The 26466-nt window shown below is 58.2% G+C and carries 26 protein-coding genes; 12 read left to right on the top strand and 14 right to left on the bottom strand.

Annotated features, from left to right (window positions below):
• Window positions 1-4: 4 nt before the first annotated feature.
• Together folE and ftsH are read right to left on the bottom strand one after the other, a co-directional pair.
• Window positions 5-640 carry a GTP cyclohydrolase I FolE gene (gene folE / locus ACQR35_RS09990; protein ID WP_430269935.1) on the bottom strand — a complete coding sequence of 212 codons (636 nt, stop codon included), beginning with the start codon at window positions 638-640 and terminating at the stop codon, window positions 5-7.
• 10 nt (window positions 641-650) lie between these two features.
• The gene (ftsH, locus tag ACQR35_RS09985; RefSeq protein ID WP_430267684.1) at window positions 651-2765 is read right to left on the bottom strand and encodes an ATP-dependent zinc metalloprotease FtsH; all 2115 of its coding nucleotides are present in this window, start codon (window positions 2763-2765) and stop codon (window positions 651-653) included.
• Between the two features lie 353 nt (window positions 2766-3118).
• Here ftsH and ACQR35_RS09980 point away from each other — a divergent pair, with 353 nt between their 5' ends.
• On the top strand, window positions 3119-3946 hold the full coding sequence (locus ACQR35_RS09980; RefSeq protein WP_430269934.1) for a DUF559 domain-containing protein: 828 nt from the start codon (window positions 3119-3121) through the stop codon (window positions 3944-3946).
• A 164-nt stretch (window positions 3947-4110) separates the two neighbouring features.
• Here the strand turns inward: ACQR35_RS09980 and hpt are convergent, their stop codons facing one another.
• The 4 genes from hpt to dacB form a co-directional block, all read right to left on the bottom strand.
• Entirely contained in the window at window positions 4111-4662 is a 552-nt protein-coding gene (hpt, locus tag ACQR35_RS09975; RefSeq protein ID WP_430267682.1) for a hypoxanthine phosphoribosyltransferase, read from the bottom strand.
• 48 nt (window positions 4663-4710) lie between these two features.
• Complete coding sequence (tilS, locus tag ACQR35_RS09970; protein WP_430269933.1) at window positions 4711-5790, bottom strand: tRNA lysidine(34) synthetase TilS; 1080 nt, start codon at window positions 5788-5790, stop codon at window positions 4711-4713.
• Between the two features lie 5 nt (window positions 5791-5795).
• Window positions 5796-6911, bottom strand: a complete 1116-nt coding sequence (locus ACQR35_RS09965; RefSeq protein ID WP_430269932.1) for a zinc-dependent metalloprotease — start codon at window positions 6909-6911, stop codon at window positions 5796-5798.
• An 85-nt stretch (window positions 6912-6996) separates the two neighbouring features.
• Window positions 6997-8421, bottom strand: a complete 1425-nt coding sequence (gene dacB, locus ACQR35_RS09960; RefSeq protein WP_430269931.1) for a D-alanyl-D-alanine carboxypeptidase/D-alanyl-D-alanine endopeptidase — start codon at window positions 8419-8421, stop codon at window positions 6997-6999.
• Window positions 8422-8612: 191 nt separating this feature from the next.
• On the opposite strand from dacB, the gene ACQR35_RS09955 reads away from it, so the two are divergent.
• The 5 genes from ACQR35_RS09955 to ACQR35_RS09935 all read left to right on the top strand — a co-directional run bounded on the left by ACQR35_RS09955 (window position 8613) and on the right by ACQR35_RS09935 (window position 12223).
• The gene (locus ACQR35_RS09955; protein ID WP_430267678.1) at window positions 8613-9098 is read left to right on the top strand and encodes an inorganic diphosphatase; all 486 of its coding nucleotides are present in this window, start codon (window positions 8613-8615) and stop codon (window positions 9096-9098) included.
• 281 nt (window positions 9099-9379) lie between these two features.
• A complete protein-coding gene (locus ACQR35_RS09950) occupies window positions 9380-10210 on the top strand; it encodes a hypothetical protein (protein ID WP_430269930.1) in 831 nt (276 codons plus the stop codon).
• Window positions 10207-11043: a hypothetical protein gene (locus tag ACQR35_RS09945; protein ID WP_430269929.1), complete on the top strand. Its 837-nt coding sequence runs from the start codon at window positions 10207-10209 to the stop codon at window positions 11041-11043. Before ACQR35_RS09950 ends, ACQR35_RS09945 begins: the two co-directional genes overlap by 4 nt.
• 5 nt (window positions 11044-11048) lie before the next feature.
• On the top strand, window positions 11049-11561 hold the full coding sequence (locus ACQR35_RS09940; RefSeq protein ID WP_430267675.1) for a hypothetical protein: 513 nt from the start codon (window positions 11049-11051) through the stop codon (window positions 11559-11561).
• A gap of 62 nt (window positions 11562-11623) precedes the next feature.
• Window positions 11624-12223: a hypothetical protein gene (locus ACQR35_RS09935; protein ID WP_430269928.1), complete on the top strand. Its 600-nt coding sequence runs from the start codon at window positions 11624-11626 to the stop codon at window positions 12221-12223.
• Between the two features lie 27 nt (window positions 12224-12250).
• Here ACQR35_RS09935 and ACQR35_RS09930 read toward each other — a convergent pair whose 3' ends face one another.
• Window positions 12251-13096: an HAD family hydrolase gene (locus tag ACQR35_RS09930; RefSeq protein ID WP_430269927.1), complete on the bottom strand. Its 846-nt coding sequence runs from the start codon at window positions 13094-13096 to the stop codon at window positions 12251-12253.
• Between the two features lie 207 nt (window positions 13097-13303).
• Here ACQR35_RS09930 and ACQR35_RS09925 point away from each other — a divergent pair, with 207 nt between their 5' ends.
• Window positions 13304-14296, top strand: a complete 993-nt coding sequence (locus tag ACQR35_RS09925) for a hypothetical protein (RefSeq protein WP_430267672.1) — start codon at window positions 13304-13306, stop codon at window positions 14294-14296.
• 52 nt (window positions 14297-14348) lie between these two features.
• Here the strand turns inward: ACQR35_RS09925 and serS are convergent, their stop codons facing one another.
• A complete protein-coding gene (serS, locus tag ACQR35_RS09920) occupies window positions 14349-15629 on the bottom strand; it encodes a serine--tRNA ligase (RefSeq protein WP_430267671.1) in 1281 nt (426 codons plus the stop codon).
• A 98-nt stretch (window positions 15630-15727) separates the two neighbouring features.
• On the opposite strand from serS, the gene ACQR35_RS09915 reads away from it, so the two are divergent.
• Window positions 15728-16801: a diacylglycerol/lipid kinase family protein gene (locus tag ACQR35_RS09915; protein WP_430269926.1), complete on the top strand. Its 1074-nt coding sequence runs from the start codon at window positions 15728-15730 to the stop codon at window positions 16799-16801.
• Here ACQR35_RS09915 and ACQR35_RS09910 read toward each other — a convergent pair.
• From ACQR35_RS09910 to ACQR35_RS09895, 4 genes are all read right to left on the bottom strand, one after another.
• The gene (locus ACQR35_RS09910) at window positions 16798-17016 is read right to left on the bottom strand and encodes a hypothetical protein (protein ID WP_430269925.1); all 219 of its coding nucleotides are present in this window, start codon (window positions 17014-17016) and stop codon (window positions 16798-16800) included. The two genes, ACQR35_RS09915 and ACQR35_RS09910, sit on opposite strands and share 4 nt — an antisense overlap.
• Before the next feature lie 181 nt (window positions 17017-17197).
• Window positions 17198-18190, bottom strand: coding sequence for a prephenate dehydratase (pheA, locus tag ACQR35_RS09905; protein WP_430267668.1), 993 nt, complete (start codon window positions 18188-18190; stop codon window positions 17198-17200).
• 91 nt (window positions 18191-18281) lie between these two features.
• Window positions 18282-18608: a rhodanese-like domain-containing protein gene (locus ACQR35_RS09900; RefSeq protein ID WP_430267667.1), complete on the bottom strand. Its 327-nt coding sequence runs from the start codon at window positions 18606-18608 to the stop codon at window positions 18282-18284.
• A 97-nt stretch (window positions 18609-18705) separates the two neighbouring features.
• A complete protein-coding gene (locus ACQR35_RS09895) occupies window positions 18706-18864 on the bottom strand; it encodes a hypothetical protein (protein WP_430267666.1) in 159 nt (52 codons plus the stop codon).
• 360 nt (window positions 18865-19224) lie between these two features.
• Here ACQR35_RS09895 and ACQR35_RS09890 point away from each other — a divergent pair, with 360 nt between their 5' ends.
• Window positions 19225-20694 (top strand): peptide MFS transporter, encoded by a 1470-nt coding sequence (locus ACQR35_RS09890; protein ID WP_430269924.1) that lies wholly within the window; start codon window positions 19225-19227, stop codon window positions 20692-20694.
• 122 nt (window positions 20695-20816) lie between these two features.
• On the opposite strand, the gene ACQR35_RS09885 is transcribed toward ACQR35_RS09890, so the two are convergent.
• A complete protein-coding gene (locus tag ACQR35_RS09885) occupies window positions 20817-21407 on the bottom strand; it encodes a DUF4190 domain-containing protein (protein WP_430269923.1) in 591 nt (196 codons plus the stop codon).
• 147 nt (window positions 21408-21554) lie between these two features.
• On the opposite strand from ACQR35_RS09885, the gene pgm reads away from it, so the two are divergent.
• On the top strand, window positions 21555-23222 hold the full coding sequence (gene pgm, locus ACQR35_RS09880; RefSeq protein ID WP_430267663.1) for a phosphoglucomutase (alpha-D-glucose-1,6-bisphosphate-dependent): 1668 nt from the start codon (window positions 21555-21557) through the stop codon (window positions 23220-23222).
• 180 nt (window positions 23223-23402) lie between these two features.
• On the opposite strand, the gene ACQR35_RS09875 is transcribed toward pgm, so the two are convergent.
• Window positions 23403-24008, bottom strand: coding sequence for a malonic semialdehyde reductase (locus tag ACQR35_RS09875; RefSeq protein WP_430267662.1), 606 nt, complete (start codon window positions 24006-24008; stop codon window positions 23403-23405).
• 219 nt (window positions 24009-24227) lie between these two features.
• Here ACQR35_RS09875 and ACQR35_RS09870 point away from each other — a divergent pair, with 219 nt between their 5' ends.
• Both ACQR35_RS09870 and ACQR35_RS09865 read left to right on the top strand, forming a co-directional pair.
• On the top strand, window positions 24228-25592 hold the full coding sequence (locus ACQR35_RS09870) for a uracil-xanthine permease family protein (protein ID WP_430267661.1): 1365 nt from the start codon (window positions 24228-24230) through the stop codon (window positions 25590-25592).
• Between the two features lie 3 nt (window positions 25593-25595).
• Complete coding sequence (locus tag ACQR35_RS09865) at window positions 25596-26411, top strand: metallophosphoesterase (protein WP_430267660.1); 816 nt, start codon at window positions 25596-25598, stop codon at window positions 26409-26411.
• Window positions 26412-26466 lie beyond the last annotated feature (55 nt).

Here is a 26466-nt window from a genome sequence, read left to right as displayed (position 1 = left end):
CCTCTTACTTTCCGAGTATCAGGCTCATGGCCTCGGCGCGCGTGGCCGGGTCATGCAACTGGCCGCGAACGGCACTCGTAACGGTCTTGGCGCCGGGCTTACGCACCCCGCGCATGGACATACACATGTGCTCACATTCAACAACAACAATCGCCCCGCGAGGCTTCAGGTACTGGATCAGCGCATCAGCAATCTGCGTGGTGAGCCGTTCCTGTACCTGGGGCCGGCGGGCATAAATGTCCACCAGCCGGGCAAGCTTACTCAGACCCGTGACCTTGCCGTCATGTGAGGGAATGTAGCCAACATGGGCTTTCCCGTGGAAGGGCACCAAGTGGTGCTCACACGTGGAGTAGAACGGGATGTCTTTAACCAAGACCAATTCTTCGTGGTCCATGTCAAAAGTTGTGGACAACACTGTTGCAGGGTCCTGGTGCAAGCCTGAGAATACCTCGGCATAAGCCTTCGCAACACGCTTGGGCGTATCAATCAGCCCGCTCCGTTCAGGGTCCTCGCCCACGGCAATGAGGATTTCCCGAACCGCGGCTTCAATCCGGGGCAGGTCTACCTTCTCTGAGATAAGTTCCCCGGATGCCAAGCGCGTTGCCGGCTGAATGTCGTCGTCGTCATCAAAGTGAGTCACGCTAGAAATCCTAGCCGTGCTGGTTCGGGTCGGTTCCATCCGGCGTTCCACCCAAGGAACCGCCTAGCCTTCCGTCCTGAGGACCGCCCTGCTGACCAGCCTCAAAATTCCCGTGATCCGAGGGCCCTTGAGTGTGCGGTGAGGCAACATCCAAAGGCTCCTCCAAGCGGGCTTCCTTTGCTTCCTCTTGAGCCTTGCGCTCAGCAGCCTCAGCGCGAGACTCTACCGGCGGAATGTTCTGCACCGGGCGGGACGGTTTGGACAGCCAAATCTCGCGGAAGTCACGCTTGCGAATGTCCTTGAACACCTCAGCAATTTCTTGCTGGTTGAGGGTTTCACGCTCAAGCAACTCCACAGCCAGACGGTCAAGAACGTCTCGGTTCTCGGTGAGGATAGCGTAAGCCTCGTCATGAGCCTGCTCGATGAGACGGCGCACTTCCTCATCAACCACGTAAGCGATCTGATCGGAGTAGTTACGTTCGTGGCCAGCGTCGCGGCCCAAGAAAGGCTCGCCACCGCCGGAGCCCAAACGCACTGCACCAACACGCTCGCTCATACCGTATTCGGTCACCATCTTCCGGGCAGTTGACGTTGCCTTTTCGATGTCATTGGAAGCGCCAGTAGAAGGATCATGGAACACAATCTCTTCAGCCACACGGCCACCCATGGCGTACGCCATCTGGTCCAAAAGCTCGTTGCGGGTCACGGAGTACTTGTCATTGTCCGGAACCACCATGGTGTATCCGAGCGCACGGCCACGCGGCAGAATGGTGATCTTGGTGACCGGTGCTGAGTTGCGCAACGCAGCGGCAACCAAGGCGTGACCACCTTCATGGTACGCAGTGATTTTGCGTTCGAATTCCTTCATCACGCGGCTGCGCTTCTGCGGGCCAGCCATAACGCGGTCAATGGCCTCGTCCAGGGCGCGATCATCGATCAGGTTGGCGTTTGAACGGGCGGTCAAGAGGGCTGCCTCATTCAAAACGTTGGCCAAATCAGCACCCGTGTAACCGGGGGTCTTCTTAGCAACGCCACGTAAATCGACACCATGAGCCATTGGCTTACCCTTGGCGTGAACGCGCAGGATCTGTTCGCGGCCAATCATGTCCGGTGCGTCAACACCGATCTGGCGGTCAAAACGGCCCGGGCGCAAAAGTGCCGGGTCAAGAACGTCGGGGCGGTTAGTTGCAGCGATCAGGATGACGTTGGTCTTAACGTCAAAGCCGTCCATCTCCACGAGCAACTGGTTAAGAGTCTGCTCGCGCTCGTCATTGCCGCCGCCGATTCCGGCACCACGGTGACGGCCAACGGCGTCGATCTCGTCAACAAAGATGATGGCCGGCGCGTTGGCCTTGGCCTGCTCAAAGAGGTCGCGGACACGGGACGCACCCACACCCACAAACATTTCAACAAAGTCAGAACCTGAAATGGAGAAGAACGGAACCCCTGCCTCACCAGCAACGGCGCGGGCCAGAAGAGTTTTACCGGTACCTGGGGGGCCGTACAGAAGAACACCCTTGGGGATTTTAGCTCCGAGCGCTTGGAACTTGGCCGGCTCTTGGAGGAATTCCTTGATCTCCTCAAGTTCCTCCACCGCTTCATCGGCCCCAGCAACATCCGCGAACGTCACTTGCGGCATGTCCTTGGTGATCATCTTGGCCTTGGACTTGCCGAATTGCATCACCTTGGAGCCGCCACCCTGCATTCGGGAAAGCAAGAACCAAAACACAACACCGAGCAGCAGAACCGGGATAAGGAGCGAAAGGATGCCGGAGTACCAGTTGCTCTCTACCGGCTGATCCGTGAAGCCCTTAGAGGGGTTGGCGGAGGTAACGGCGTCAACTACGTCCTTGCTGCGTGCATCAACGTACTTGAAGTAGACGTTTTTGCCCTTGTCTTGGCCATCAAGGTTGTAGTTGTCCTTCAGCACCAAGTCGACGCGATTTTCGCTGTCGATGATTTTGGCCTGCTCAACTTTGCTGCTGTCCTTCAAAAGTTCTAGACCTTTGTTGGTATCCAGCTGCGATGCGCCACCGGGGGCGAAAGTTGCGAAGGCCAGCAGGAGCATGGCAACAACCACCACGATCCAAATGCCTGGACCCTTAAAAAAGCTCTTTACGTTCATCTACTCGGGGGCGCGCCCCGTCCCTCCTGCTTGTCCTGCTCAAGGTTTTCTAGCAACTAGCTATACACCGTCCGCAGATGTTCACGCACGGCGAGATGTAAAAGTTCCCTCTGGGCGTAGCGAGTGTTGTTCTGAGGCAACTATTTCTCACGCCAGCATCTGGCCTCTGTGCAGCCCAGCTCAACTTTAGGGCGAGTCGTGTGAAGCCAACCCCGTAAAGTCAGTGTTCGGTAAGCCCAGCAGTGGCTGAAACTGAGCTGCCGTGCACAGGAGGACCAAGAAATTCCGGCAATTTATCCACATACGCACCCGGCACCGAACACTCTGGACCGAAAATTCGGCACGCTGACTGGGTGGACATTGCGGATTACACAGCACGCCTGGGCGGGATTGCCCACAGCCGGCAGTATCAAAAGCTTGGATTTTCTCGGCGAGCTATAGCAGAGGCGACCGCCCAAGGCCTCGTGCAGCGCGTGAGTGCAGGGACGTATTCAGTGCTGCCTGCCAGTAGTCCGCTCCACCTTGCCGCCAGCCATGCCTCGGCATTGACGTGTTTGTCCGCTGCTAAGCACTACGGCTTGTGGCACTTGTTCTCACCTCAGGTCCCCCACCTCGCTGTCACCGGACACCTGAATGACGTTCCTTGCGTCCAGCACAGAACGGCTGGGAGTCTCCGCGGCCTAACCCCTCCAGTGCTGGCCCTCAAGGACGTTTTGTTGGATGCCTTGTTGTGCCTGTCTGAGCTTGAGGCCTTGGTGATGGTCGAATCCGCGTGCGCCCGCGGTGACTCAAGCCCCGGATTCTTGATGCGGCATTTGCGAGGACCCCGGACAGGTAAGGCTCGCGGCATCTTGGACCTTGTTGAGGGTGGAGCTGATTCGCTCATTGAAACAGTAGCTCGCGTGCTCTTTCGCAGACATGGCTTCCATACTGAAACTCAGGTCTACATTGACGGTATTGGCTACGTGGACTTTTTGATCAATGGATGTCTCATCGTGGAACTTGATGGGTTGGCGTTCCACTTCAATGAGCGCCAGTTCAAAAAGGATCAAGACCGGAATAACCGGGCGGCGGAACTTGGGTTCAGAGTTCTTCGGTTCAGGTACCAACACGTGGTTTACAGCCCGGAATTTATGCTCGAGCAGATCAAATCCACGCTCGCCACACCCGCCAAACACTAAAAACGAACCACTTGCTGTGCGCGCCAGCTCAGTTTTGGAGGGGACACAAAACGGGAAGCGCCTAGATCTAGGGGCTTCCCGTTTTCGGCAGCTGCTAAAACTGAGCTGCGCTGCACCAACTAGCGGCGAACCAACGAGGGCTGCACCTGCCAGCGGCGAACCAATTATTCGTAAATGTGCGGCGCCAAGGTGCCAATGAAGTCCAAGTTGCGGTACTTCTCGGCGAAGTCCAGTCCGTAACCGACGACAAACTCGTTGGGGATTTCCATACCCACGTACTTCACGTCGATCTCAACCTTGGCTGCCTCAGGCTTGCGCAAGAGGGCGCAGATTTCCACCGAGGCCGGGCCGCGGGATTCAAGGTTGGCTTTGAGCCATGAGAGCGTCAGGCCGGAGTCAATGATGTCCTCAACAATAAGTACGTGCTTACCCATCAGGTCCGTTTCGAGGTCCTTGAGGATCCGCACCACACCGGAAGACTGTGTGCCGGATCCGTAGGAGGACACCGCCATCCAGTCCATGGTGACGTGGCTGTGAATGGCGCGAGCGAGGTCAGCCATTACCATCACGGCACCCTTGAGGACACCGACCAGCAGAATGTCGCGGCCTTTGTAGTCCTCGTCGATTGCTGCTGCGAGCTCGGCGATCTTGGCCTGGATTTGTTCTTTGGTGTAGAGAACGTGCTTGAGGTCCGCCTGGACGTCGTTTGAATCCACCAATGACTCCTGAATGTTGAGTGTTCAACCGGCTGTAATTCGTTGGGGTTAGCCGGTCCGTTTGATTACAAGCTTCCCATACCTTGGGTCCTTCGCGGAGGCGTTCTTGGGCCGAGGCTGCCGGTAGGCGCTTACGCCTCCGGGAAGTTGCACTGGCCCGGCGGAACCTTGACGCTCCAGCAACGCCTCAGCGGCGTGCAGTCTTCCGTAACTAGCCGCGCCGCCTAGGGCCTCGACGGCGAGCGCCAGGACACGGATGCGCAGCGCTGCCGGCAGTTCACGAAGCGCTGTTTCCGAGAGGAATATCTCACCTTCAGGGCCATCCTGGCGCAGTGCTGCAAAGCTAGATTGTGCTTGTTCAGCAAGGTATTGGGCGTCTTGGGAGAGAATGCTGGCCGAGCGGTAGAGAGACTCTGCGACGCCGGGTCCCAGCTGATGTTCGAGCATCGGCATCACCGTGGTGCGGACCCGTGACCGGGCAAACGCCGCGTCAGCATTGGTGGGGTCGTGCCACGGGTCTAGACCCTCGGCGTCGCAGATTTCCATAATTTCTGCACGCCGAAGCGGCAAAAAGGGCCGCAAATAGAAACCACGGTTGGGGTCTTCGCCGAAGTCGCGCCGTGCGGGCATACCTGCCAGCGAGCGCGTTCCGGAGCCCCGGGCCAAGCCCAAAAGTACTTGTTCGGCTTGGTCGTCGAGCGTGTGTCCCAGCAATACAGCTTGGGCCCCATGTTCGACGGCGGCACTTTCCAAAGCTGCCAGTCGCGCCTCGCGCGCGGCTGCTTCGGGTCCGTTGCCCTGGGAATTCACTGTCACGGGGATCACCACAACTGGGTCTAACCCCAAGTCGCGAAGGGTTGCAGCAGTTCGTGCAGCAACTTCATCGGAACCGGCTTGAAGTTGGTGATCCACAATGACGGCGCCGATGCGGAGGGTGGAGCCAGCACGCCGTGCAAAGAATGCAGCAACGGATGCCAAAGCCAGCGAGTCCGGTCCGCCACTACAGGCCACGAGGACGCTCCGGGGTGATCCGGCTGCGGCGAGGGCGTCGCGGAATATTTTGCGCGCTTTGCCAACGGTTGGGTTCAAACGTCCCGGTCGCCGTCGGCCTTGTTTAGCCTCACTCACCAGTTTTAGAGACCCATCCGTTGAACCCAGAGCTGGGGGTCATGAATTTCCGTCTCGGTGGGCAGGTGTTCGGCGGACTCCCAAACCCGGTTGAACCCCTCCATCCCGGCGACTGCCACCACGGCACGGACAAACTTGGACCCGTCGCTGTATTGGCGCATTTTGGCGTCTAGCCCCAAGAGGTTGCGGATGAATTTTTCGAGTGCTCCACGGTCTTTGCCACGTGAATTGAACCGTTGGCGAATGGTTTTTACGCTGGGCACAATCGAGGCGTCCACGGCATCCATCACCACGTTTGCGTGGCCTTCCAAGAGGCTCATCACAGCTGTGATGTGGGAGACTGCGGCTTTTTCTTCGGGGCTATCTAGGATGTCCAAGATGGCGCCCTTGCTGGGAAGTTGCTCGGGCAACTGTCCGGAGCCGGTGCGGTCTTTGAGGGACTTGGCTGCGGCGCTGGCACGGTCCATAAGTGTGTCCATGTTCCCCAGGAGTTGCCCGCTGAGGCCCTCAATCTGGGCCATCATGTGGTGGCGTAACCACGGTGCTGCTGCGAACTGGACTCGGTGGGTTTGTTCGTGAAGGGCCACCCACATGCGGAAGTCGGCGGGTTCAACGTTGAGTTCTTTTTCAACGGTCAAAATGTTTGGCGCTACGAGGAGCAGCCGGCCGCCGGAGGGTGCGTTGGATCCTGGCGCTAGGGCGGAGAAGGGATCATATTGGCCCAGGATTTTGCTTGAGAGGAAGGCCAGTATGGCACCGAGCTGGGTACCGGTGATGGCGCCGGATGCTTTGGCGGCAGTTTTGCCCACGGTGGCGCCCCGAGCTTCCATCAGTGAGTCAATGGCCGGACCGAGCATTACTTCGAAGCTGCGAGTGTTGGCTTTAGCCCATGAGGCACGGTCCACCACCAGCACTTGAGAATCACGTAGGTCCCGCGCAGCTTCCAAGCCCGTAATTTGGTGAACGTGAGGCACTGCAGCGTCGGCCATGTGGCGCAGGTTTTCCACGGCAGCGGAAATTTCTTTTGCGCTCAAGGCGGGCCCGGCTGGGACTAACTTGGCGGCGGTTGAGGCGGCCAAGTCCCAGTTGATCAGCTTGCGCGGATTGTCCTGATTCTCCATATGCCCATCAGATCACAAACACCTGTGTCCTGCTGTCAGGGTGCACAACACTCAAGCACCAGACCTGCCAGCCAAAGCGAACAACTTACCGGCAACCACAGCCAGCCAACACTGCGGCGGAAGCATCCAGTGCTGCTTTATTACCTTTACTCCCGGGCGTGAGCCCGTTGCCAATAAAGGAAAACACCAGCAGACGCCCGTCTGAATCCACCACGTATCCGGAGAGTGCCAGGGCCGTGTTAAGGGTGCCGGTCTTTGCACGAACCAGCCCAGCGGCAGCATGTGAGGAACTTTCGCCGTAACGGTTGTTTAGCGTTCCAGTGAGTCCGGCAATCGGGAATCCGTCTAGTGCAGCACGCAATGAGGCGTTGGGACCGGAGGTTATGGCAGCAACAATCTGCCCGAATTGCTGCGTGGACACGCGGTTGCGTAAAGACAGGCCGCTGAGATCTGCAATAACCATGCCAGCCGTGGAGATCCCGGCGGCTTTCACCCCGGCCTCTACGGCTTTGAGTGCTGCAGTGTAGGAACCTGCTTGCCCGGCCTTGATTGCGACCATCCGGCCCAGCACATCAGCAAGGTAGTTGTCTGAAACTTGCAGCATTGACTCGACTTGCTGCCCCACGGTGGCGGAGTCTGCACTGGCCAAAACTTTAGAAGCATTTCCGGTCCCGCGCACCACCACGGCGTCCGCGCTAATCCCCGATGCTGTACCTGCGGCCGTGAGCGCAGCTGCGAATTGTTGCCCGGTATCTAGCGCGGAGTCTTGGGGACGTGGCCCGGTTTCAACACCCGCCTTGTAACGCGCCGAGTTCATGGCCAAGGAGTAAACGGGAGCGGTTTCTCCCGCCACAACATCACCTTTGTCTACGGCCGGGTTGATTGTGGGCCCGCTGAACAGTGAATCGTCCACGGAGACCTTCACAACACCCTTGATGCCAGCAGCGATCAGGGACTTTACCGTTGCTTCGGCGAGGGTTTTGAGCCCGGCATAGCCCACCGTGGTGGAAGGATCGGAATCGTGAGCACTCAACAAAACGTCTCCGCCGCCTCTCAGAACAACACTGGAGGCAGTAGAGCCGGCTAGGACTTGGGTATGGAATCGCGTTTGGGGTCCAAGTGTTGAAAGCGCAGCAATCGCAGTGAGGAGTTTCATGTTCGACGCCGGGATAACACCTTGCGTTGAACCCCGTTCAAAGAGGACTTTGCCACTAGCGGCGTCGGTGACGTAAGCACTAAACCTTCCCCCGCCGTCGGGCTTTAAGGTTTTAGCAAGCGCCGCAGCGAGCTTGTCCGCCGACGGCACGGGGGCCGCGGCGGTCAGCGGGTTGCTCGCGTCACCACTTACCGAACCGGGCGGCAATTGCCATGCGGGAATGGTGGGAGTGGGTTTGGCGGGGGTCGCGGCCCGAAGCAAGGTGGTGGAAAGCCCCACAGCCGAGGGGACGGCCAAAACTCCCAGCGCCACAGCCACCAGGCAGCCAGCGATCAGCGCCAACACACGCTTCATACCTCGCTGGCCCCCATCCCTGTGTTGTTAATTGCTCATTTGGTGCCGCTGCCGGTTCCAAAATCCGCAGCATTTCGCTATATCCTCAATAGTAGTCCGCGGTCAGGAGCCAGCTTTTCGAGCCACTGCCGCCCCGCCTACCAAACTGCCGCCAGCGCGTAACCGTGCAGTGCAACATCAAGGAGACTCCCATGAAGCATGACGTCACCATCGAGATCCCCAAGGGATCCCGCGTTAAGTACGAGGTGGACCACGAAACCGGCCGCGTACGCCTGGACCGTGTCCTCTTTACGTCCATGCAGTACCCCACGCACTACGGTTTCTTCGAGAACACTCTGGGGGAAGACGGCGATCCTTTGGACGCTTTGGTGCTCCTGCAGGACTTTGATCTGCACCCCGGTGTGATTGTTGAATCCCGCCCCATCGGCGTTTTCAACATGACCGACGACGGCGGCGGAGACGCCAAGGTCCTATGCGTTCCGGTTGACGCCCGTTTTGACCACATCCAGGAAATTTCCGACGTCAGCGACTTCTTGATCAAGGAAATCGAGCACTTCTTCACCCGTTACAAGGACCTTGAGCCGGGTAAGTGGGTTAAGGCTGAAGGTTGGGGCGATCGCGCCGCTGCCGAGGCTGAGCTCGAAGCGTCAATCAAGCGTTTCGGCGAAGGTCACTAAAGAGTTTTAGAACGAGTTCGACGACGGCGGGTGCGGTTTCGCGTGAAACCTCACCCGCCGCCGTCGTACTTTTTTGCCCTCTAATGGGTACTGATCCCCATCGACGCACCAGCTACTTAGCTTTACGCTGATGCAAATAGCTTTTCTACATCGTTTTGCGGGGGTCACTGGTTATGGCGGGTTTTTATGGGGCGGACGTCGCTCAGTTGCGGTCGCTCGCAAAGGATTTTCAACGGGCCTCAACCGCCTTGCAGACACAATCGAGATCGCTGACTCAGCTGGTGTCTTCCAACACAGCATGGACCGGCACGGATGCCAGCCGGTTTAAGTCCGAATGGAACTCGGATCACCGCAAAACGCTGATGGCGGCCTCTCGAATGCTCGAAGAAGGCGCCAAAAATCTGCGAAACAACGCCGATGAACAGGACAAATCCAGCGCTAGCGCAACCGGATCAACAGGCCCGGCAGGGACTGTTGGCAAGTCAGCACCGGATGCCAAGAGCCCTGGCCAAACTCTCATCGACTGGGCCAAAGCCATCGCCGGTGTTGGTTTCAAAATCAAGGACATGGTGGGGTTGCTCAAGAACCCGGCCAACCTGCTTTCCAGCAAAAAAATCCTCGATGTTATTGGCGGGCTAAAAAACTTCAAGGGCTTCGCCATCGCTGAGGATTTCACTAAAGCAACCGGCCTGATTGGCAAGTTTGGGCGCTTTGCGGGCCCTGCTCTTGCGCCGTTTGCAATCCTGGGCGGTATCCACGACATGTTTAATCCCGAACACAGTGGCTGGCGTGGTGGAGGGGACCGTATTGCAGGTGGCCTGAGTGTTCTTGGTGGTGTCGGCTCCATTGCCATTGCAGCCGGTCTTCTGACCAACCCCGTAGGAATCGGTATTGTGGTGGGTGCTGGGCTGATTGCAGGTGGCTGGGCCTTAGGCAACATGATCGCTGATAGTGCTTGGGGGAAGGCCGCCGGGAAGTGGATTGGCAACACCGCCTCGAAAGCTTGGAATGGTGCCACGAACGCGGTCAGTAATGCTGTGAGCAATACCGTTGACGGCGCCAAGAAGTTCTTGCACAACCCTGTCGCAAGCCTGGGAGGGCTCCTATCATGACCACTGAAACGCAGACCCCAGGAATCAATTTCACTCGTGATGAGGGCGAGGCTGGCCTAGCTGTCCTGGCCTCCTTGGGTGATGCCAACTACCAACTGCCCACCCTCACGGATGAGGAAATCGTTGCCTTAGACGGCATCGCCAATGAACAAGCTGTGACCTTGCCGTGGCTGGACCAGTACCCGGAGCAACGGGAACTGCTATGCAATGTTGCGCTACGAACCCTGCTGACCAAGGGCCTCGCTTTCCCGGTAATTCCGGAGGGCGAGTCACAAGCCACCAAACTGGGCGCCATTGAGCCGATCACCGGCGTGATGTTCCTGCGGCGTATGAGCCAGCGAATTGTGATCACTGAACTGACCAAGGGTGAGGGGGAGAAAGTCTGGCTCTACTCTTACGTCCACGGAGACGTGGTCCTGCAGGAGCTTGTGGACTCGGTGGGTAGCCACAGCTTCAGTGTGGTCTCCCTCCAGGACACCGCCACGGTGATTATGGAACTTGCAAACGCCGCGGGAATCGAATCCAGCGACGGCCCGGTAGACGTTTTGACTCCCGAGGAATTTGAGGTGAAAGCAGCCCAAAGCCTCTCCGACGTTTTGGGCGTCACCATCATCACAGCCATCGGTGCAGGGGATGAACAAAGCTCGCACTACACGCTCTACACCTCAGCGAACACCCTCAATGGGCTTGAAGCTGAGGAGGTGGACGGTTCGGTAAAACTTCACGTTGCCCAAGTGTCCGCACAGAGCGCGCGCGCCAAGGTGGCCGCAGTTGTTCAAGGCGGCGGTGTGGCAGAGAATTCAGCCCAGGATAGTTCAGGAGAAGGAAACTAATGCCCATGAGCGATTCAGCTCCGTACGCCCAGCCAGCATCAGGGAATTCATCTCCTAAAAACCTAGCTCACCTTGAAAACGGTCAGCCGGTAATTCTTGCCGGTTATGGCAAAGTTATTGGTTCTTTTGTGGTGGACGCAGTGCTGATCGTGGCAGTGGTGCTTGGCGCATATTTTTATGGAGCGCGCTCTGCCACCTCCGAATGGACCCCCTATCTTATGGCCATCGCCGCGTGGTTAGTGGCGTCCGCCGTTTACGGCCTCTTTTGCCCTACTGGCCGCACCCTAGGCTGTTTGATCGCCGGGAGCGCCTTTGTTCGGAACTCCGACGGCGGCCGGCCAGGATCCTTCCGTATGGCCTGGGTGACGTTCCTGCACTACGTCCTAGTGGTCGGTTTGATTGTGGGGATGCTCTTCTCCGGAGGTGCGGGCACCAGCACCGGCAATGAGGGCAAACGCAAGTACCACCGTCACATTGACCTCGAGGCCACCAAGGCACTTACCGGCCGGTTCAACTAGGTCATCTCCGTGATCGTGAATTGGACTGGCACCGCTGGCCACCGAGTAGCATGTGATCCACCATGTTCACTTTGACTATCAATCAGCGCGACAGGAAACGGGACGGTGACCTAGTCCCTCAACTGCTCAAAGACCTCCGCCATATTCCTGCGCGCCTCGACTTTGATCGTTCAGTTGAAGATGAAGTTCAAGGCATTCTGGACTGCCCGCACCAGACAGTAGACGCAGCACTGATCGCGTTGCGCAGCGGGCGTTGGAACGTCGGAATTGGTGTGGGGCCGGTCAACGAGCCGCTGCCCAATCAGATCAAAGACGCTTCCGGGCATGGGCTCATTTACGCACGCCGCGCTGTGGACCGGGTCCGCAACAGCAAGGAACGCATCCGGGTTTCGGTGGATGGACCCACCCCAGAAATAGTGAACGACGCCGAAGCGATCCTGCGCTTGTTAGGGAACCTTGTGGAGAAACGCACGGTAGCCGAATGGCGCGTTTTAGAGCTGCTCACCCCGGGGGTTCGGGGTCAGCAGAAAGCCGTTGCGGCCGAACTTGGCATCACAGCCCAGGCCGTGAGCAAAGCGATCACACGCTCCCAATGGAATGAGGAGCACGCGGCCCGCCCCGCAGCGGCCAGGCTACTGAACATGATTCTGGAAGTCCGCTAAACCGCGTTCTGCTTAGACGTGTTCCGCTCAGGCGAGGCCGCGCAACACTAGTGCTGCGCCGTCGTCGAACACTGAAGCTGTAACTTCATCCGCGGCGGCGAGGACCTCATCTGGGGCCTGCCCCATGGCCACACCTCGGCCAGCCCACGTCAGCATTTCAATGTCGTTGCGGCCGTCACCGATGGCGATCGTGTGCCGCGGGTGGATGTCCAAGTGGCGGCGCAACTGCTCAAGGGCACTGGCCTTGGTGACACCGGCCGCAGCAATATCCAGCCAAGCCGTCCAGCCCACCGAATAAGTTACCCCGGAGAGGCCAATTTCAGCGATCGCTTCATTGAATTCCTCTGAGGTGTTCTCTGAGCTAAAAACCACCACCCGGACGGCTGTTGCTTGAAGCATGGTGTGAAAGTCCACGGCCTGAGCCTCCACGCCAAAGCTGGCGTCTTGGAAGCGCTCGGTGGAGAGGAAGTTACCGTCGGCATCCTCAAGCGCGTACTTGGCCACAGGGAGCCGCTCACGCAGGGCGCGCAGGGCCGGCGCCGGGTCAAAGGTGGCTTTGTGAATGATCTCGTAGCCAAGGTCCAAATCCGGATCTAGACGGAGGCTCACACCACCGTTACAGCACACTGCGTAGCCGCGATCGAGGCCAATTTTTTCAATGATGGGCAAGGTGGCGTTGAGTGAGCGGCCGGTGGCAATAAGCACCTGATGGCCTGCATCCACCACGGCCCTAGCCGCATCACGGACCCCCTCGCTCATGTGCCCGTTGTGGTCCACAAGGGTGCCGTCAACGTCCAGTGCGATCAATTTGGTTTGTTCAATAATTCGCTGGTCTTCGATGCCAGCCACTGTTGATTCAGTAGTAGTAGTCATACGCCCATTGTTTCATTGCACGGCTTGGAATCAGTAGGACCAGGGCCACACGCGCGGGTGAATCTCTTGTGAACCTTTCACCCGTAAACGGACGCAACACCCCCAAATGACGGGGTGAATTGTCTACCAGCGGGTGAATTTCCTGCTCTTTTCCACATAAACAAACTTTTCCGCCCGATCATGAGACCAACGCCGAAGAGTAGTGGCATGGAGATTTCGAAGGAATTCATACGCGCGTCCAAGGCACGGCTGGAATTCGGTGATTCCCGCTCCCTCAGCCGACGCTTTGCCCGGGGTGAGCTAGTACGTGTCCGGCACGGGGTTTACCTTGAGAAAAGCACGTGGCTGGAACTTACACCATGGGCGAGGTATCTCAACACCGCTCAGGCCATTGCACTTGAACAACCTAACGCCACGTTCTGCTTCGAAACCGCGGGACGCATCTGGCAAATGTGTCTGGTGGGAATCCCCCAAGAAGTTCACATTGCGAATGCGAGCAAAGGCCACGCGGGGCGGAGCCAGTCCACCACCAGCTCAGTAGACATCGCTGGGTCTCGCCGGACCGTTGAGCGGACGCCGGGGTTCGGGGTTTACCGCCACTTCTACGCGGCCCCATTCGTTATGCAGAACGGTTTCAGAGTGACCCCTTTGGCACAAACGGCCGTGGACTTGCTGGGGAAGCTGCCCTTCGCGCAGGCCGTCACTGCTGCCGATCACGTCATCAGCAGCGATAGGTTCGGGGCCCATGCGCTCAGCAGGGAAACCCTCACGCTTGCGGCCACAGGGCTAAAGTCAGCCACTAAATGCTCTCGGATTACCGAAATTCTGGATTTCGCTGACGCTGATTCAGGATCCGCGGGAGAGTCTATAAGCCGCGCGAACATGCACCTTCTGGGCTTCCCACCGCCGGAACTCCAAACGAACTTCACAGACTCGCAAGGATTTGCGGGACGTTCAGACTTCTTTTGGCGGGCACAGCGTCTTATCGGCGAATTCGACGGCGCCGCGAAATATCTCAACGATGAATACTTGAGCGGTCGAACGGCCCGAGAAACAGTTTTGCTGGAGAAAAAGCGCGAGGACCGGCTCCGGGCTATGGGCTACCGCGTTGTCCGGTGGGACTGGAGCACAGCAATCGACCCCAACAAACTGATGCGGACACTCTTGGCCGCCGGGCTGAAACCACAGAATTCACCGTGAAACGGACTTTTCACCCCGTCGTTTTGGGGTGAAAAGTCCGTTTGCGGGTGAACTACAGAACGGGGAGAACTTCCAAGCCGCCAATGTACGGTCGCAGAGCCTCGGGCACATTCACAGAACCGTCCGGGTTCTGGTGGTGCTCCAGAATTGCCACAATCCACCGGGTAGTGGCCAAGGTGCCGTTGAGGGTAGCTACGGGGCGTGTGCCCTTCGGGGAGCCGTCGGCACCAATAACGCGTTCGCGAATATTCAATCGGCGCGCTTGGTAGCTGGTGCAGTTTGAGGTGGAGGTGAGCTCGCGATACGCGCCCTGCGTGGGGACCCACGCTTCGCAGTCAAACTTGCGGGCAGCCGAGTTACCCAAGTCCCCTGCAGCAGTGTCAATCACGCGGTAAGGCAGCTCGCACTTGGCCAGCATTTCCTCTTCCCAAGCCAGCAAACGCTGGTGTTCAGCCTCGGCCTTTTCAACAGTGGTGTAGACGAACATCTCCACCTTGTTGAACTGGTGCACACGGATGATCCCGCGGGTGTCCTTACCGTGGGATCCAGCTTCACGGCGGTAACAAGAGCTCTGACCCGCGTAGCGAATAGGGCCATCGGACAGGTCCAAAATCTCGTCCGAGTGGTACCCGGCCAACGGCACCTCTGAGGTGCCCACCAGGTAAAGGTCGTCTTCAGCGAGACGGTAGATCTCGGCGTCGTGCTTTACATCGAAGCCCGTGCCCTGCATGGTCTCGGGACGGACCAACGTTGGGGTAATCATTGGCACAAAACCGGCTTCGATCGCCTGATCCATGGCCATGTGCAGGAGTGCCATTTCCAGACGGGCACCAACACCACGCAAGAAGTAAAAACGTGAACCTGAAACCTTGGCGCCGCGTTCCATGTCGATCGCGCCAATCAGCTCACCAATTTCCAGGTGGTCTTTCGGCTCAAAATCGTTGAATTGGCGAGGTGTACCAACCGTCTTGACCACAACGTAGTCGTCTTCGCCGCCCTCGGGCGTGCCCTCAATCACCAAGTTGGGAACGGCACGCAACAGCTCATCATGCTCGGCCTGGGCAGCGTCAGCCTCAGCCGACGCAGCCTTGACCTCTCCAGCCAATACCTTGACCTCAGCCAATAGCGCTTGCTTCTCTTCACCCTTGGCTTGAGCCACACGCTTGCCGAAGGCGTTCTGCTCGGCGCGGAGGTTCTCGTAGCGAATCAGCGCCGCCCTGCGCGTAGAGTCTGCAGCAATGATCCGGTCCACCACGGAGGCGTCTGCGCCACGGGCTTGTTGGCTGGCACGGAACTTGTCCGGATTCTCGCTGAGGTCTTTTACGTCAATCACCCTCCAAGAGTATCGAAAATCTTCGCTTCCCTTGGTGCTCGCACTCCAGATGGGTCGCCGCAATTTCAACGCCGTTGTGCCGATATGGTTAGAGGACTATGACTGACTGGCTGCCTTACCTCATCATCGCCGCGATTATTGTGTTCGTAATCGTCAGCGCTTGGGGTGTTCGGCGTCTTCAAGCACGGCATGTTCGTAGCGCAGTTGCCGGTGAATCGCAGGCGGTTTCAAGCGGCCATCAACGTGTGGCTGTGGTGATTAATCCGTCCAAACTGCGCGCCGAAGAGGCGCTGTCCACCATCATTCGTTCGGCCACTCTAGCGGGTTGGGAGACACCGCTGTTCTTCGAAACCACCGTGGAGGATCCGGGGTATTCGCAAACGCGCCGGGCGCTGGAAGCCGGGGTCGACGTCGTTATTGCCGGCGGTGGGGACGGCACGGTTCGCGCCGTGGCCGAGGTACTCTCCGGCACCGATGTGGCCATGGGCCTGCTGCCCTTGGGCACTGGAAACCTTTTGGGGCGCAACCTAGACATTGACGTGGGCGACTTGTACGCGGCAGTTCAAACCGCCCTCTTTGGTAGCCAACGATTTATTGACACTGCGCGCATTAAGATCGCCAACTCGGTGACTAAGGAGTCATCCCAGCACACCTTTTTGGTGATCGCCGGCATCGGTTTGGACGCCGAAGTTGTGGGCGACACCAAGGACGACCTCAAAAAAGCTGTGGGCTGGCTCGCCTACACGGAGGCCGGTGTGCGGCACTTGCCGGGTCGGCGCAAAACGGTCACCATCTCGCTCGACGATGAACCCGAGCAGAAACGGAAAATCCGCAGCGTACTGTTCGCCAATTGCGGCCTGATCCCCGGCGGCATCGACTTTATCCCGGGCGCGATGATCGACGACGGCCAGCTCGACGTTGTGGTGATGAGCCCGCGCAGTGCCATCGGTTGGCTAGCAATGTACGGAAAAATTGTGTTCAAACACAAACACGATCTGCCCATGATGAACTTCTACAGCGCCCGGAAGATCACTATTCGTAGCGCCGAGCCGATGGAAACACAGCTCGACGGCGACCCCTCGGGCGCTGCAACAGAAGTCACCGTTGAGGTGGACCCACGATCACTCTTGGTTCGGGTCAAAAACAACAGTGTGGATACAAGCGAGAACTAACGCTTTTGGGCGTCCTTGAGGCTGACCTGCTCTTGTTTTTCTTGCTCTTCCAGGACCTTCGCAGCAGCACGCGCTTCTGACTGCTCGCGGATCAACGCCTGCTCCTCTTCAAAGCGCAGTCGATCAGCCCGGTCAGCCTCGTCGCCGTCCCAGTCCTGGTTGTCTTTGCTTGGCTTGGGATTAACAATCATTCCCTGGCCATCGTTGTCCGACATGCGCTCCTCCTTGGAGATCAGTTGAGGACCTTGCCCCTTTTGGTTTGGCAAGCATACGCATCAATTGGCTGAAGACACAGGAAGCTAGGCAAGCATTTTGCTATTAGCGCCAGCTGGGACAGTTTGGGGCGAAGTTTCTGCTGCTCCTAACCGCCGTTGGAGCAACGCTCATGATGGGCGTTTATGCCCGGCGGCGACCAGCCTTACGCGCACTGCCCGCACTCTCAGAATCGGTCATCGCTGGCGGGGTCAACAAAGCGTCCACCCAGGCGTGGGAATCACGGAACGCTTGGTCCGAGTAGTGCTGTTGGATCTTAGTAGCGCGCTGATCGGCCCGGCCGTAGGAGCCGAGGAAGCGGAGATCCGGGCTGATTCGGTGCAGCCCGGCAAGAGCATCAGCAACTCGCGCATCGGCGGCATGGCCATCAACGTCAATGCTGAAAAAGTAGTGACCCAGATATTGACCCGTAGGACGCGATTCAATCCGGCTCAAGTTGACCCCGCGAGTAGCGAACTGATCCAAGATTTCCATCAGCGCACCAGGCCGGTCCTTGGGCAAGGGTACAACCACCGTGGTTTTGTCCGCACCCGTTGGCTCGGGAAGGGCTCCGGGCTGGCTGACCAGCACAAAACGGGTCACGGCACCTGGGTTGTCTCCAATGTCCTCGGCAAGAACGTTGAGACCGGCTTGCTCTTGTGCCACGATCGGGGCACAAATCGCTGCGTCATAACCAGCATCGTCTTCCAGCAGCCCCATGGCTGAAGCTGCAGTGGACGATCCTGGAACATATTCACAGTCAGGAATATTCTTTTCTACCCAAAGACGGCACTGGGCCCACGCATGCCCGTGGGTTGAAATTCGCTTGATGTCCGTCAGTGCTATGCCCGGCCGCGCCACGAGGAAAAAGCTGACCGGCACCAGGACTTCACGGACAATCTGCAGCTGAACACCGGTAGCGATGGCATCTAGGGTTGCCGTCACGCCGCCTTCAACGGAATTCTCGATGGGCACCATCGCCGCATCAACACTGCCTTCGCGGACTTTATCCAGTGCGGTGTTGACGTTGGAGGACGGTATACGCAAAGCGTCGCGAGCTCCGGAAACCTGCAGCAGGGCCGCTTCGGTGAAGGTGCCCTCCGGTCCCAGAAAGGTGTAGGACTTTTGCTCAGCCATCAAATATTCCTTAGGGGGTATATGTAGGTGAGCCGAAGCTCGAGGGACTGTAAGGTAAGCGGCGAGGACGCTAGCTAAAGAACAGAGCTAGCTAAAGAACAGTAGGTTCCTGGCCGCCGTCGGCCTTCATTTCTTTGCCAGCCTCAAACCATGCGCCCATACCGCCGGCAACGTTAATGGCTGAATAGCCTTGGCCCACCAGCCACTGCGTGGCGCGGACCGAGCGGCCACCGGTACGGCAAATGACATACAGGTCCACATCGGGGTCCAGATCGTCAATGCGCTCCGGCAACTGATCCAAGGGGATGTGGAGGGCGCCATCTACGTGGCCTGCGGCCCATTCGTAGTCTTCACGAACGTCAAGAATGGTCCCGCCAGCGGGAATCTGCTCAACGCTGACAGTCTCTAACTCACTCATCTGTTCCAGTTCCTCTCTCACGGTGTTCCAGTAAAGGTGCAGGTCCCCCCAACAGCCAAAAACCAAAGTGGCGGGACCGGGAAAATCTCTCCCCAGACTATCGCTCCCGCCCGAAGTCGCCCAGCTGTGACGCTTCCACTAGAGCAAGATCAACAACAAGTTCCACGCTCGGGGCAGAATGCAATCTGTGGAGCCACTGAACGTAGCCTTCGGATTCTTTGACGTCGTTGTCAGAGTCGTAGCGCTGGGCATTCATGTTCGCGGTATTGGCTTGCTGATGGTGCTGGAAATTATGATCCCCACCGGAACTGCCGGCAATCCGCTCTTTTGGTTCAAAGGGTGGAAGGAACGCCGGGACCACCTAAGCCGATCCGGGCTCTTGGCTCACTCAAAACGTCCACCCCTACACCTTCCTTGGCTACACACTTTTGTTCGCAGGATTCGTTGTGGACATGCGCGCTGTCACCCTGATCTTTGGCACAGAAGCCAAGGGTGATCCGCACGAACATTGAGTAGCTAAACCCGTTAGCAGAGGCCATTTGTCATGACCTGAAACAGACTTGTCAGCCATGCGCAAATGTGACAGCCTCCCACCCTTGCGGGGAGAATAGAGAAAATGAGCTCAACGCAAACGATCCACTCCACCAAATCTGGCAGTGGCGACACCTCATTTTTTGGCCACCCAAAGATGTTGGCCAACCTCTTCTCCGTAGAAATGTGGGAACGTTTCTCGTTCTACGGAATGCAGGGAATCCTCGCTTTCTACATGTACTACAGCCTTGCCGAAGGCGGCCTGGGTATAGACCGGGGGCTCTCGCTGAGCCTTGTGGGCGCCTACGGTGGAGGCGTTTACCTCTCCACCATTCTTGGGGCATGGCTCTCTGACCGCTTGTTCGGTTCCGAGAAGGTACTGTTTTTCTCCGCGATCATCATCATGGCCGGCCACGTCTCGCTGGCCGTAATCCCGGGCGTCACGGGACTGGTTATTGGTCTAGTCCTCATTGCGTTGGGTTCCGGGGGCCTGAAGGCCAATGCCACGGCCTTGGTTGGCTCGCTTTACAACAAGACGGATGAACGCCGCGACGCCGGCTTCTCCATCTTCTACATGGGCATCAACCTCGGTGGGCTCGTGGGGCCGCTGATCACCGGTTGGCTCCAAACGTCTTTCGGTTTCCACTGGGGCTTCGGTGCCGCGGCGGTGGGAATGGCAATTGGTCTAGCTATTTACGCAAGCGGGCGTAAAGCACTCCCGGAGGAAGCGCACCGCGTTGCCAACCCTTTGGCCAAGTCAGAACGTGGCCGTTACGCGCTCATCTTCGCTGCCGTCGTCGTTATTCTTGCCCTTGTTTTGGGTACCGGACTGGTCAACGCAGACAACCTGGCCAACACCATGGCGATTGTGGCCATTGCCGCCACGATCGTCTACTTGGTGATCATCCTGAGCAGCCAAAAAATCACCAGCACTGACCGCAAACGGGTTTATGCATTTATCCCGCTTTACATTGCTTCGGCAGCGTTCTGGGCCTTGTTCCAGCAGCAGTTCACCTTCTTGGCCGTTTACTCTGATCAGAAGCTGGACCGCAATCTCTTCGGTTGGGAGATGCCGGCTGCGTGGGTTCAGTCCATCAACCCGGTATTTATCATCATTTTTGCCGGTGTTCTCGCGGCTGTGTGGACCAAACTGGGCGACCGCCAGCCGTCCTCGCCATTGAAGTTCGCCATTGGGTTGGCCGTGATGGGCCTGGCGTTCCTGGCCTTTGTTCCCCTGGCTGGCAACGCAAAAACCCCGCTTTTGGCGCTGGTTGGAATCCTGTTCCTCTTTACCCTCGCCGAGTTGTTCCTGTCCCCGATCGGACTTTCGGTGACCACCAAGCTGGCCCCCGAAGCGTTCCAGACCCAGATGGTGGCACTGTTTTTCCTCTCGGTTTCGCTAGGCACCACCGTGGCAGGGATTCTGGCCGGTCTCTACAACCCGGAGAATGAACTGCCGTACTTTATGGGTGTGGGTGGCGTTGCCATTGTGGTGGCCGTTGCACTGGCAGCTGCGACCCCTGGAATCAAGAAGTTGATGTCCGGCGTTCGCTGAGTTTCCCCAGCTTTAGAGCCCAAAGGCGGCGTGCCTCCAAGGACACGCCGCCTTTTTGCTGCCTTATTGGCAAAAGAAGGGGAATCTCAGCCAGAGCCAGTTAGCCCGTCAGATAGAGCTGCCTAGTTAGACAAACCTGGACCGGCCGCAGCCCCCAGGACCAGGAAGATTGCCAGAATAACCACCCACCCGGCAACAACCACGTAGCCACAGATGAGACCCGTCAACGCCATTCCTTTGCCAGCGGGCTCTTTCTTCAAGGCAATGTGGCCCAAAATGATGGCGGCAATTTCAGGCAAGATGAGCCAACCCGCAGTGAAAACTGACACAATTCCGAGCACCATCGCAGCAATACTCAGGCCCTTGGGTTCCGCTGGCATGCCGAAGTATGCGGGCTGGCCATAGGGGTTGGGGTTCTGGAAACCCTGATTCTGGAAGCCCGGGTTGTGGTAAACGTTCGGTTGGCCCTGGTTTTGGTAACCGGGGTTCTGAAAACCTTGGTTCTGATAGCCATTATTCTGGGGCGCGCTTGGGTATCCGTCGTTTTGGTAACCAGTGTTTTGGTATCCTCCCGGTTGCTGACCGTACGACGGCGGCACTGGAGTCCCGGCGGCAGGTGGCACTGGCGGGGTGGCGGCCGTGTACGGGGGAACCGGAGGCACTGGAGGAACCGGTTTGTTAGCTTCGTTGCCGCCGCTGTACATGTCGCTCATATTTCCCCTTGAATTAGGCGCTTTGCAGGCTCGCGAAACGCTTGAAACGTCGTTACCCCAGCCTACCGCCAACGTCATAATAGCCCCGTTGAGTCCACATGGCTGACGGGCATTTCCCCATTCAATACACTCTGGCATGCTGTACACATGGCTAACCGAGCGGGCACTGTAGCCCTACCTTCAGACCTTGTGGATCTGACCGCTTTGCTTGACGCGTATTTTGACGTCATTCCGGATCCCAGCGATCCCTCTCAACGAGTGGCGTTTGGTACTTCCGGTCACCGCGGGTCCAGTTTAAAGTCCTCTTTTAATGAGCAGCACATTGCCGCGATCACACAGGCAATTGTTGAATACCGCGCAGCTCAGGGAATCATCGGCCCACTGTATTTGGCCAAGGACACTCACGCGTTGAGCGAACCGGCACAGAACACTGCCCTTGAAGTTCTTGCAGCCAACGGGGTTCACGTCCTGATTGATGCTCGCCATGGTTACACCCCCACACCGGCCTTGAGTCACGCGATTTTGAAATACAACAACGCCGGTCACTTGGACCAGGCTGACGGCATTGTTGTTACTCCCAGCCACAACCCGCCCGGTGATGGCGGCTTCAAATACAACCCGCCTCACGGTGGTCCGGCAGATACTGACGCCACCGCCTGGATTGCTAACCGAGCCAATGAGCTGCTTGAAAATGGGCTTCGCGGGGTCCAACGCATTCCCATTGCTGAGGCCCTGAATTCGGAGAACGTTGGCAAGTTCGATTTCCTCTCAAGCTACGTAGATGACCTGCCCTCAGTTTTGGACCTGGACGCCATCCGGAACGCTGGTTTGCGGATTGGTGCTGACCCCTTGGGCGGCGCGTCGGTGGATTATTGGGGCGAAATCGGCGAGCGCCACCACTTGGATCTGACAGTGGTGAACCCCACGGTGGACCCGCAGTGGGCCTTTATGACTTTGGACTGGGATGAGAAGATCCGCATGGATTGCTCCTCACCCAACGCCATGGCGTCATTGATTGCTCGGATGAAAGCGGACGACGCCGGGAAGTCGCCTTTTGATATTGCCACCGGGAACGACGCCGATGCGGACCGCCACGGGATCGTCACCCCGGTGATTAACGGCAAGGGTGGGCTCATGAACCCGAACCATTACCTCGCCGTCGCGATTGATTATTTGTACCGGAACCGTCAGGGCTGGAACCCCGCCTCAGTGGTCGGCAAAACCTTGGTTTCCTCCTCGATCATTGACCGGGTGGCAGAAGGTTTGGGCCGCAAGCTGGTTGAAGTGCCGGTGGGCTTTAAGTGGTTTGTTCCGGGGTTGTTGTCCGGTGAGGGCGCTTTTGGTGGCGAAGAGTCAGCTGGCGCGTCCTTCAACAAAATGGACGGCTCGGTGTGGACCACGGATAAGGACGGCATTTTGCTGGCCCTGCTGGCTTCGGAGATTACGGCCGTGACGGGCAAGTCGCCGTCGGAGTTGTACACCGGGCTCACGGATCAGTTTGGCGATCCGGTGTATGCGCGTATTGATGCTGCGGCTAACCGGGAGCAAAAAGCGGCTTTGGGGAAGCTCTCCGCTTCAGATGTCACTGCAACCGAGTTGGCTGGCGAGCAGATCACCGCGAAACTCACCGAGGCTCCCGGCAATGGCGCGGCCATTGGCGGGCTCAAGGTTGTGACCGAGAACGCGTGGTTCGCGGCTCGTCCCTCGGGTACTGAGGACGTTTACAAGATCTATGCCGAGTCATTTAAGGGCGCTGAGCATTTGGCTTTGGTTCAGGCCGAGGCGAAGGCTCTTGTGGATGGGGTCATCGGCTAGGCTAATTTGTGGTTCCGGGCGTAGCCGAGTTCTTGCCAGCTAAATTGCGTCCGCGTGATGCCTCCAGCGTGTCCCCCATCGTGCTGGAGGCATTTTGCGTCCCCCGCACCCAGTCCGCTCGCAAGTGTGGCTCCACTCAAGGGCGAGTGGAGCCACACTTGCGAGCCAATGGGGGGAAATTTAGACGGTGCGTACAGCATCCTTGTAGTCAAACTTCGGCTTGGCGTCGCCCCATGCATCTTCACCAGGCTGGCCAATGTTGATCACCATAAATGACTTCTGGTCTCCCTCGGGGAAGAGCTGAGCGTCAATGCCGGCGAAGTTGGCGCCGGTCATGGGGCCAGCGGCTAAGCCCAGTGCGCGCACGGCCATGATGAAGTAGCCGGCCTGCAGGTGGGCGTTGTTGTTACCCGTGGCTGCGGTGACGGCCTGGTCGGCGTCGAACATGGCTTTCGGGGCGTTGAAACCTGGCATAAAAGCATCCCAGCGTTCGTGCCACGCGGTGTCAAAGCTGAGCACTGCAACTAAGGGGGCTGAAGCGGTTTTGGCTTGGTTGCCACGAGCCATGTTGTCCACGAGGGCAGCGCGGGCTTCGGCAGAACGCACGTAGGTGACTCGCAGTGGCTGGGAGTTGAACGCCGTGGGGCCAAACTTTGTCAGTTCGTAAATGGCCTGAGCTTGTTCCTCGGTGACTTCACCGGTGAAGGAGTTCGCGGTGCGTGCCTCGGCAAACAGGGTGTTGATGGCGGTTGCGTCGAGGACGGCTTCTTCGTGGGCGATGCTCATGGGACTCCTTGGGAAAGACCTGGGATGGCTGGATCAGAAGAGTGATCCGAATGGTGCGGCGCCAATATTCGCGTCGTTTCCTTGGCGTCAACACCGTGGTCTCGTTTGTGCTTCCCATTTATGGACGTGATATTCAGCACAGCGTGCTGCACAGTAAAGTTGCATCCGAACCCCTGACGGATTGTCAGCCTAATTTCTTGATAGCGAAAGGCGCTCCTTTTGAGCCTGCTCGGAACCAAATGGACCCTTCACGGCGACGGCAAGTCCGTGCGCCCCGGCGAGGTGGTGGCTCCGCAAGAGCGCCTCGCCTGGCCGTTGACCATCGGCATTGGTATGCAGCACGTGGTGGCCATGTTCGGTGCCACGTTCTTGGTGCCCATCCTGACCCACATGCCCCCGGCCACCACCCTGTTTTTCTCGGGTGTGGGCACCATCCTCTTCCTGATCATCACCGCCGGCAAGGTACCCAGCTACTTGGGTTCCAGCTTTGCCTTTATTGCCCCCATCGCGGCCTCACAAGAGCAATTCGGTGTTGCTGGCGCCTTGGGCGGTGTGGTGATGGCTGGCGCCGTCCTGGCTTTGATTGGTGTGGTGGTCCAAAAGTTTGGCGCCGCATGGATCAACCGGTTGATGCCCCCGATCGTCACCGGAACCATTGTGGCGCTGATTGGACTGAACCTGGCCTCAGCCGCGAAAAACAACTTTGACGCTGCACCAATCACCGCTCTGCTGACTCTGGTGACCATCATTTTGGTGACAGTACTGTTCCGCGGAATCATTGGCCGCTTGAACATCCTGGTGGGTGTGGTGGTGGGCTACATTGTGGCCAACATCCGCGGTGAAGTGGACTACACCACCGTCAATGCAGCCGATTGGATTGGCCTGCCACACTTCCAAACGCCCGAATTCCACGTTGGTGTAGTGGGCCTGTTTGTGCCAGTGGTGTTGGTGCTCGTGGCTGAGAACATCGGGCACGTAAAGTCGGTGGCTGCCATGACTGGTCAAAACCTCGACGGCGTCTCCGGCCGCGCACTGATGGCTGACGGTGCCGCTACGGTGCTGGCCGGTTTGGGCGGCGGTTCTGGCACCACCACCTACGCCGAAAACATTGGTGTGATGGCTGCGACCAAGGTGTACTCCACTGCTGCTTACTGGGTTGCTGGTTTGTTCGCGATTCTGCTGAGCTTCTCGCCCAAGTTCGGTGCGCTCATTGCCACGGTTCCGGCCGGTGTTTTGGGCGGCGCGGCCACCATGTTGTACGGCATGATCGGTGTGCTGGGTGTGAAGATTTGGGTCCAGAACCGGGTGAACTTCTCTAACTCTGTGAACCTGACCACCGCCGCCGTGGCACTCATTATTGGTATTGCGGATTACACCTGGACCATTGGCTCGCTCAAGTTCACCGGTATTGCGTTGGGCTCAGCCGCTGCCTTGCTGATCTACCACGGTATGAAGGCCATCGCGAAGGCTCGGGGTACAGTCTCTGACCCCGAGACTGAGGGCCCGGTCTCCCATAAGGGTGAGCCAATCGCCGAGCGGATGGCAGCGCGAGCCGCTAAAGCTGCCACCAAGAAGAAGCGCTAGCGCATGATCGAACCCGCCGAATCAGCCCGCTACTTTGCCGTAGGTGATATCCACGGCGCCCTAAAACCTCTCCTAGAGGAGCTCTCGTGGCAAGGGCTGGTTGATTCGGTGGGCCGCTGGCAAGGTGGCAACTCGCACGTGTACTTCCTCGGGGACTACCTAGACCGGGGTCCCCACGGGCTGGGTGTCATTGACGTGTTGATGCAGCTGGAGGTCTCCGCCCGCGAAGCTGGCGGTGGTGTTCACGCACTTCTGGGCAATCATGAGGTGCTGGCGTTGGGCACCAAGTTGTTTGGGACCCAGGCGTTGGAAACGGCCACGGGTCCACGGAATTTTCACGCATCATGGGTGCGCAATGGCGGCCAAAATTCTGACCAGGAGGGGCTGTCCCCCCGTCATGTCCAGTGGCTTATGGACCGGCCAGCGGTGGCCTTAGCCGGGACTGAATTGTTGCTGCATTCGGACACCACGGCGTACTTGGAATTTGGTTCAACGGTGAGTGAAGTCAACACCACTATTGGGGCGGCACTGCGCAGCGAGAACCTTGAACAGCTGTGGAATGTGTGGGCTCGGATGACCACGCGTGGGGCATTCCGTGGAGTTCAGGGCCACACAAATTCGGTGAGTATGCTCAATTCTTTGGGCGGCGAGCGGATCATCCACGGGCACAGCATCATTTCCGAGGTGCACGGGTACCTAGCATTCGAGACTGCCGGGCCGGAGGAGTACGCAGGCGGTCTCGCCGTGGATATTGACGCCGGGCTGTACGACGGCGGACCCTGCCTTGTTTTCGAGCTAATTCCACCCAAGGCACACTGAACCCACCCACTGGGGTGAGTGCCGACGTCGTACTCTCGATGCCGCTACAAAAATG

Source organism: Pseudarthrobacter sp. J1738 (genome assembly GCF_050490315.1).
Classification (GTDB): Bacteria; Actinomycetota; Actinomycetes; order Actinomycetales; family Micrococcaceae; genus JBNPEO01.
This window is presented reverse-complemented; position numbering and strand designations above follow the sequence as displayed.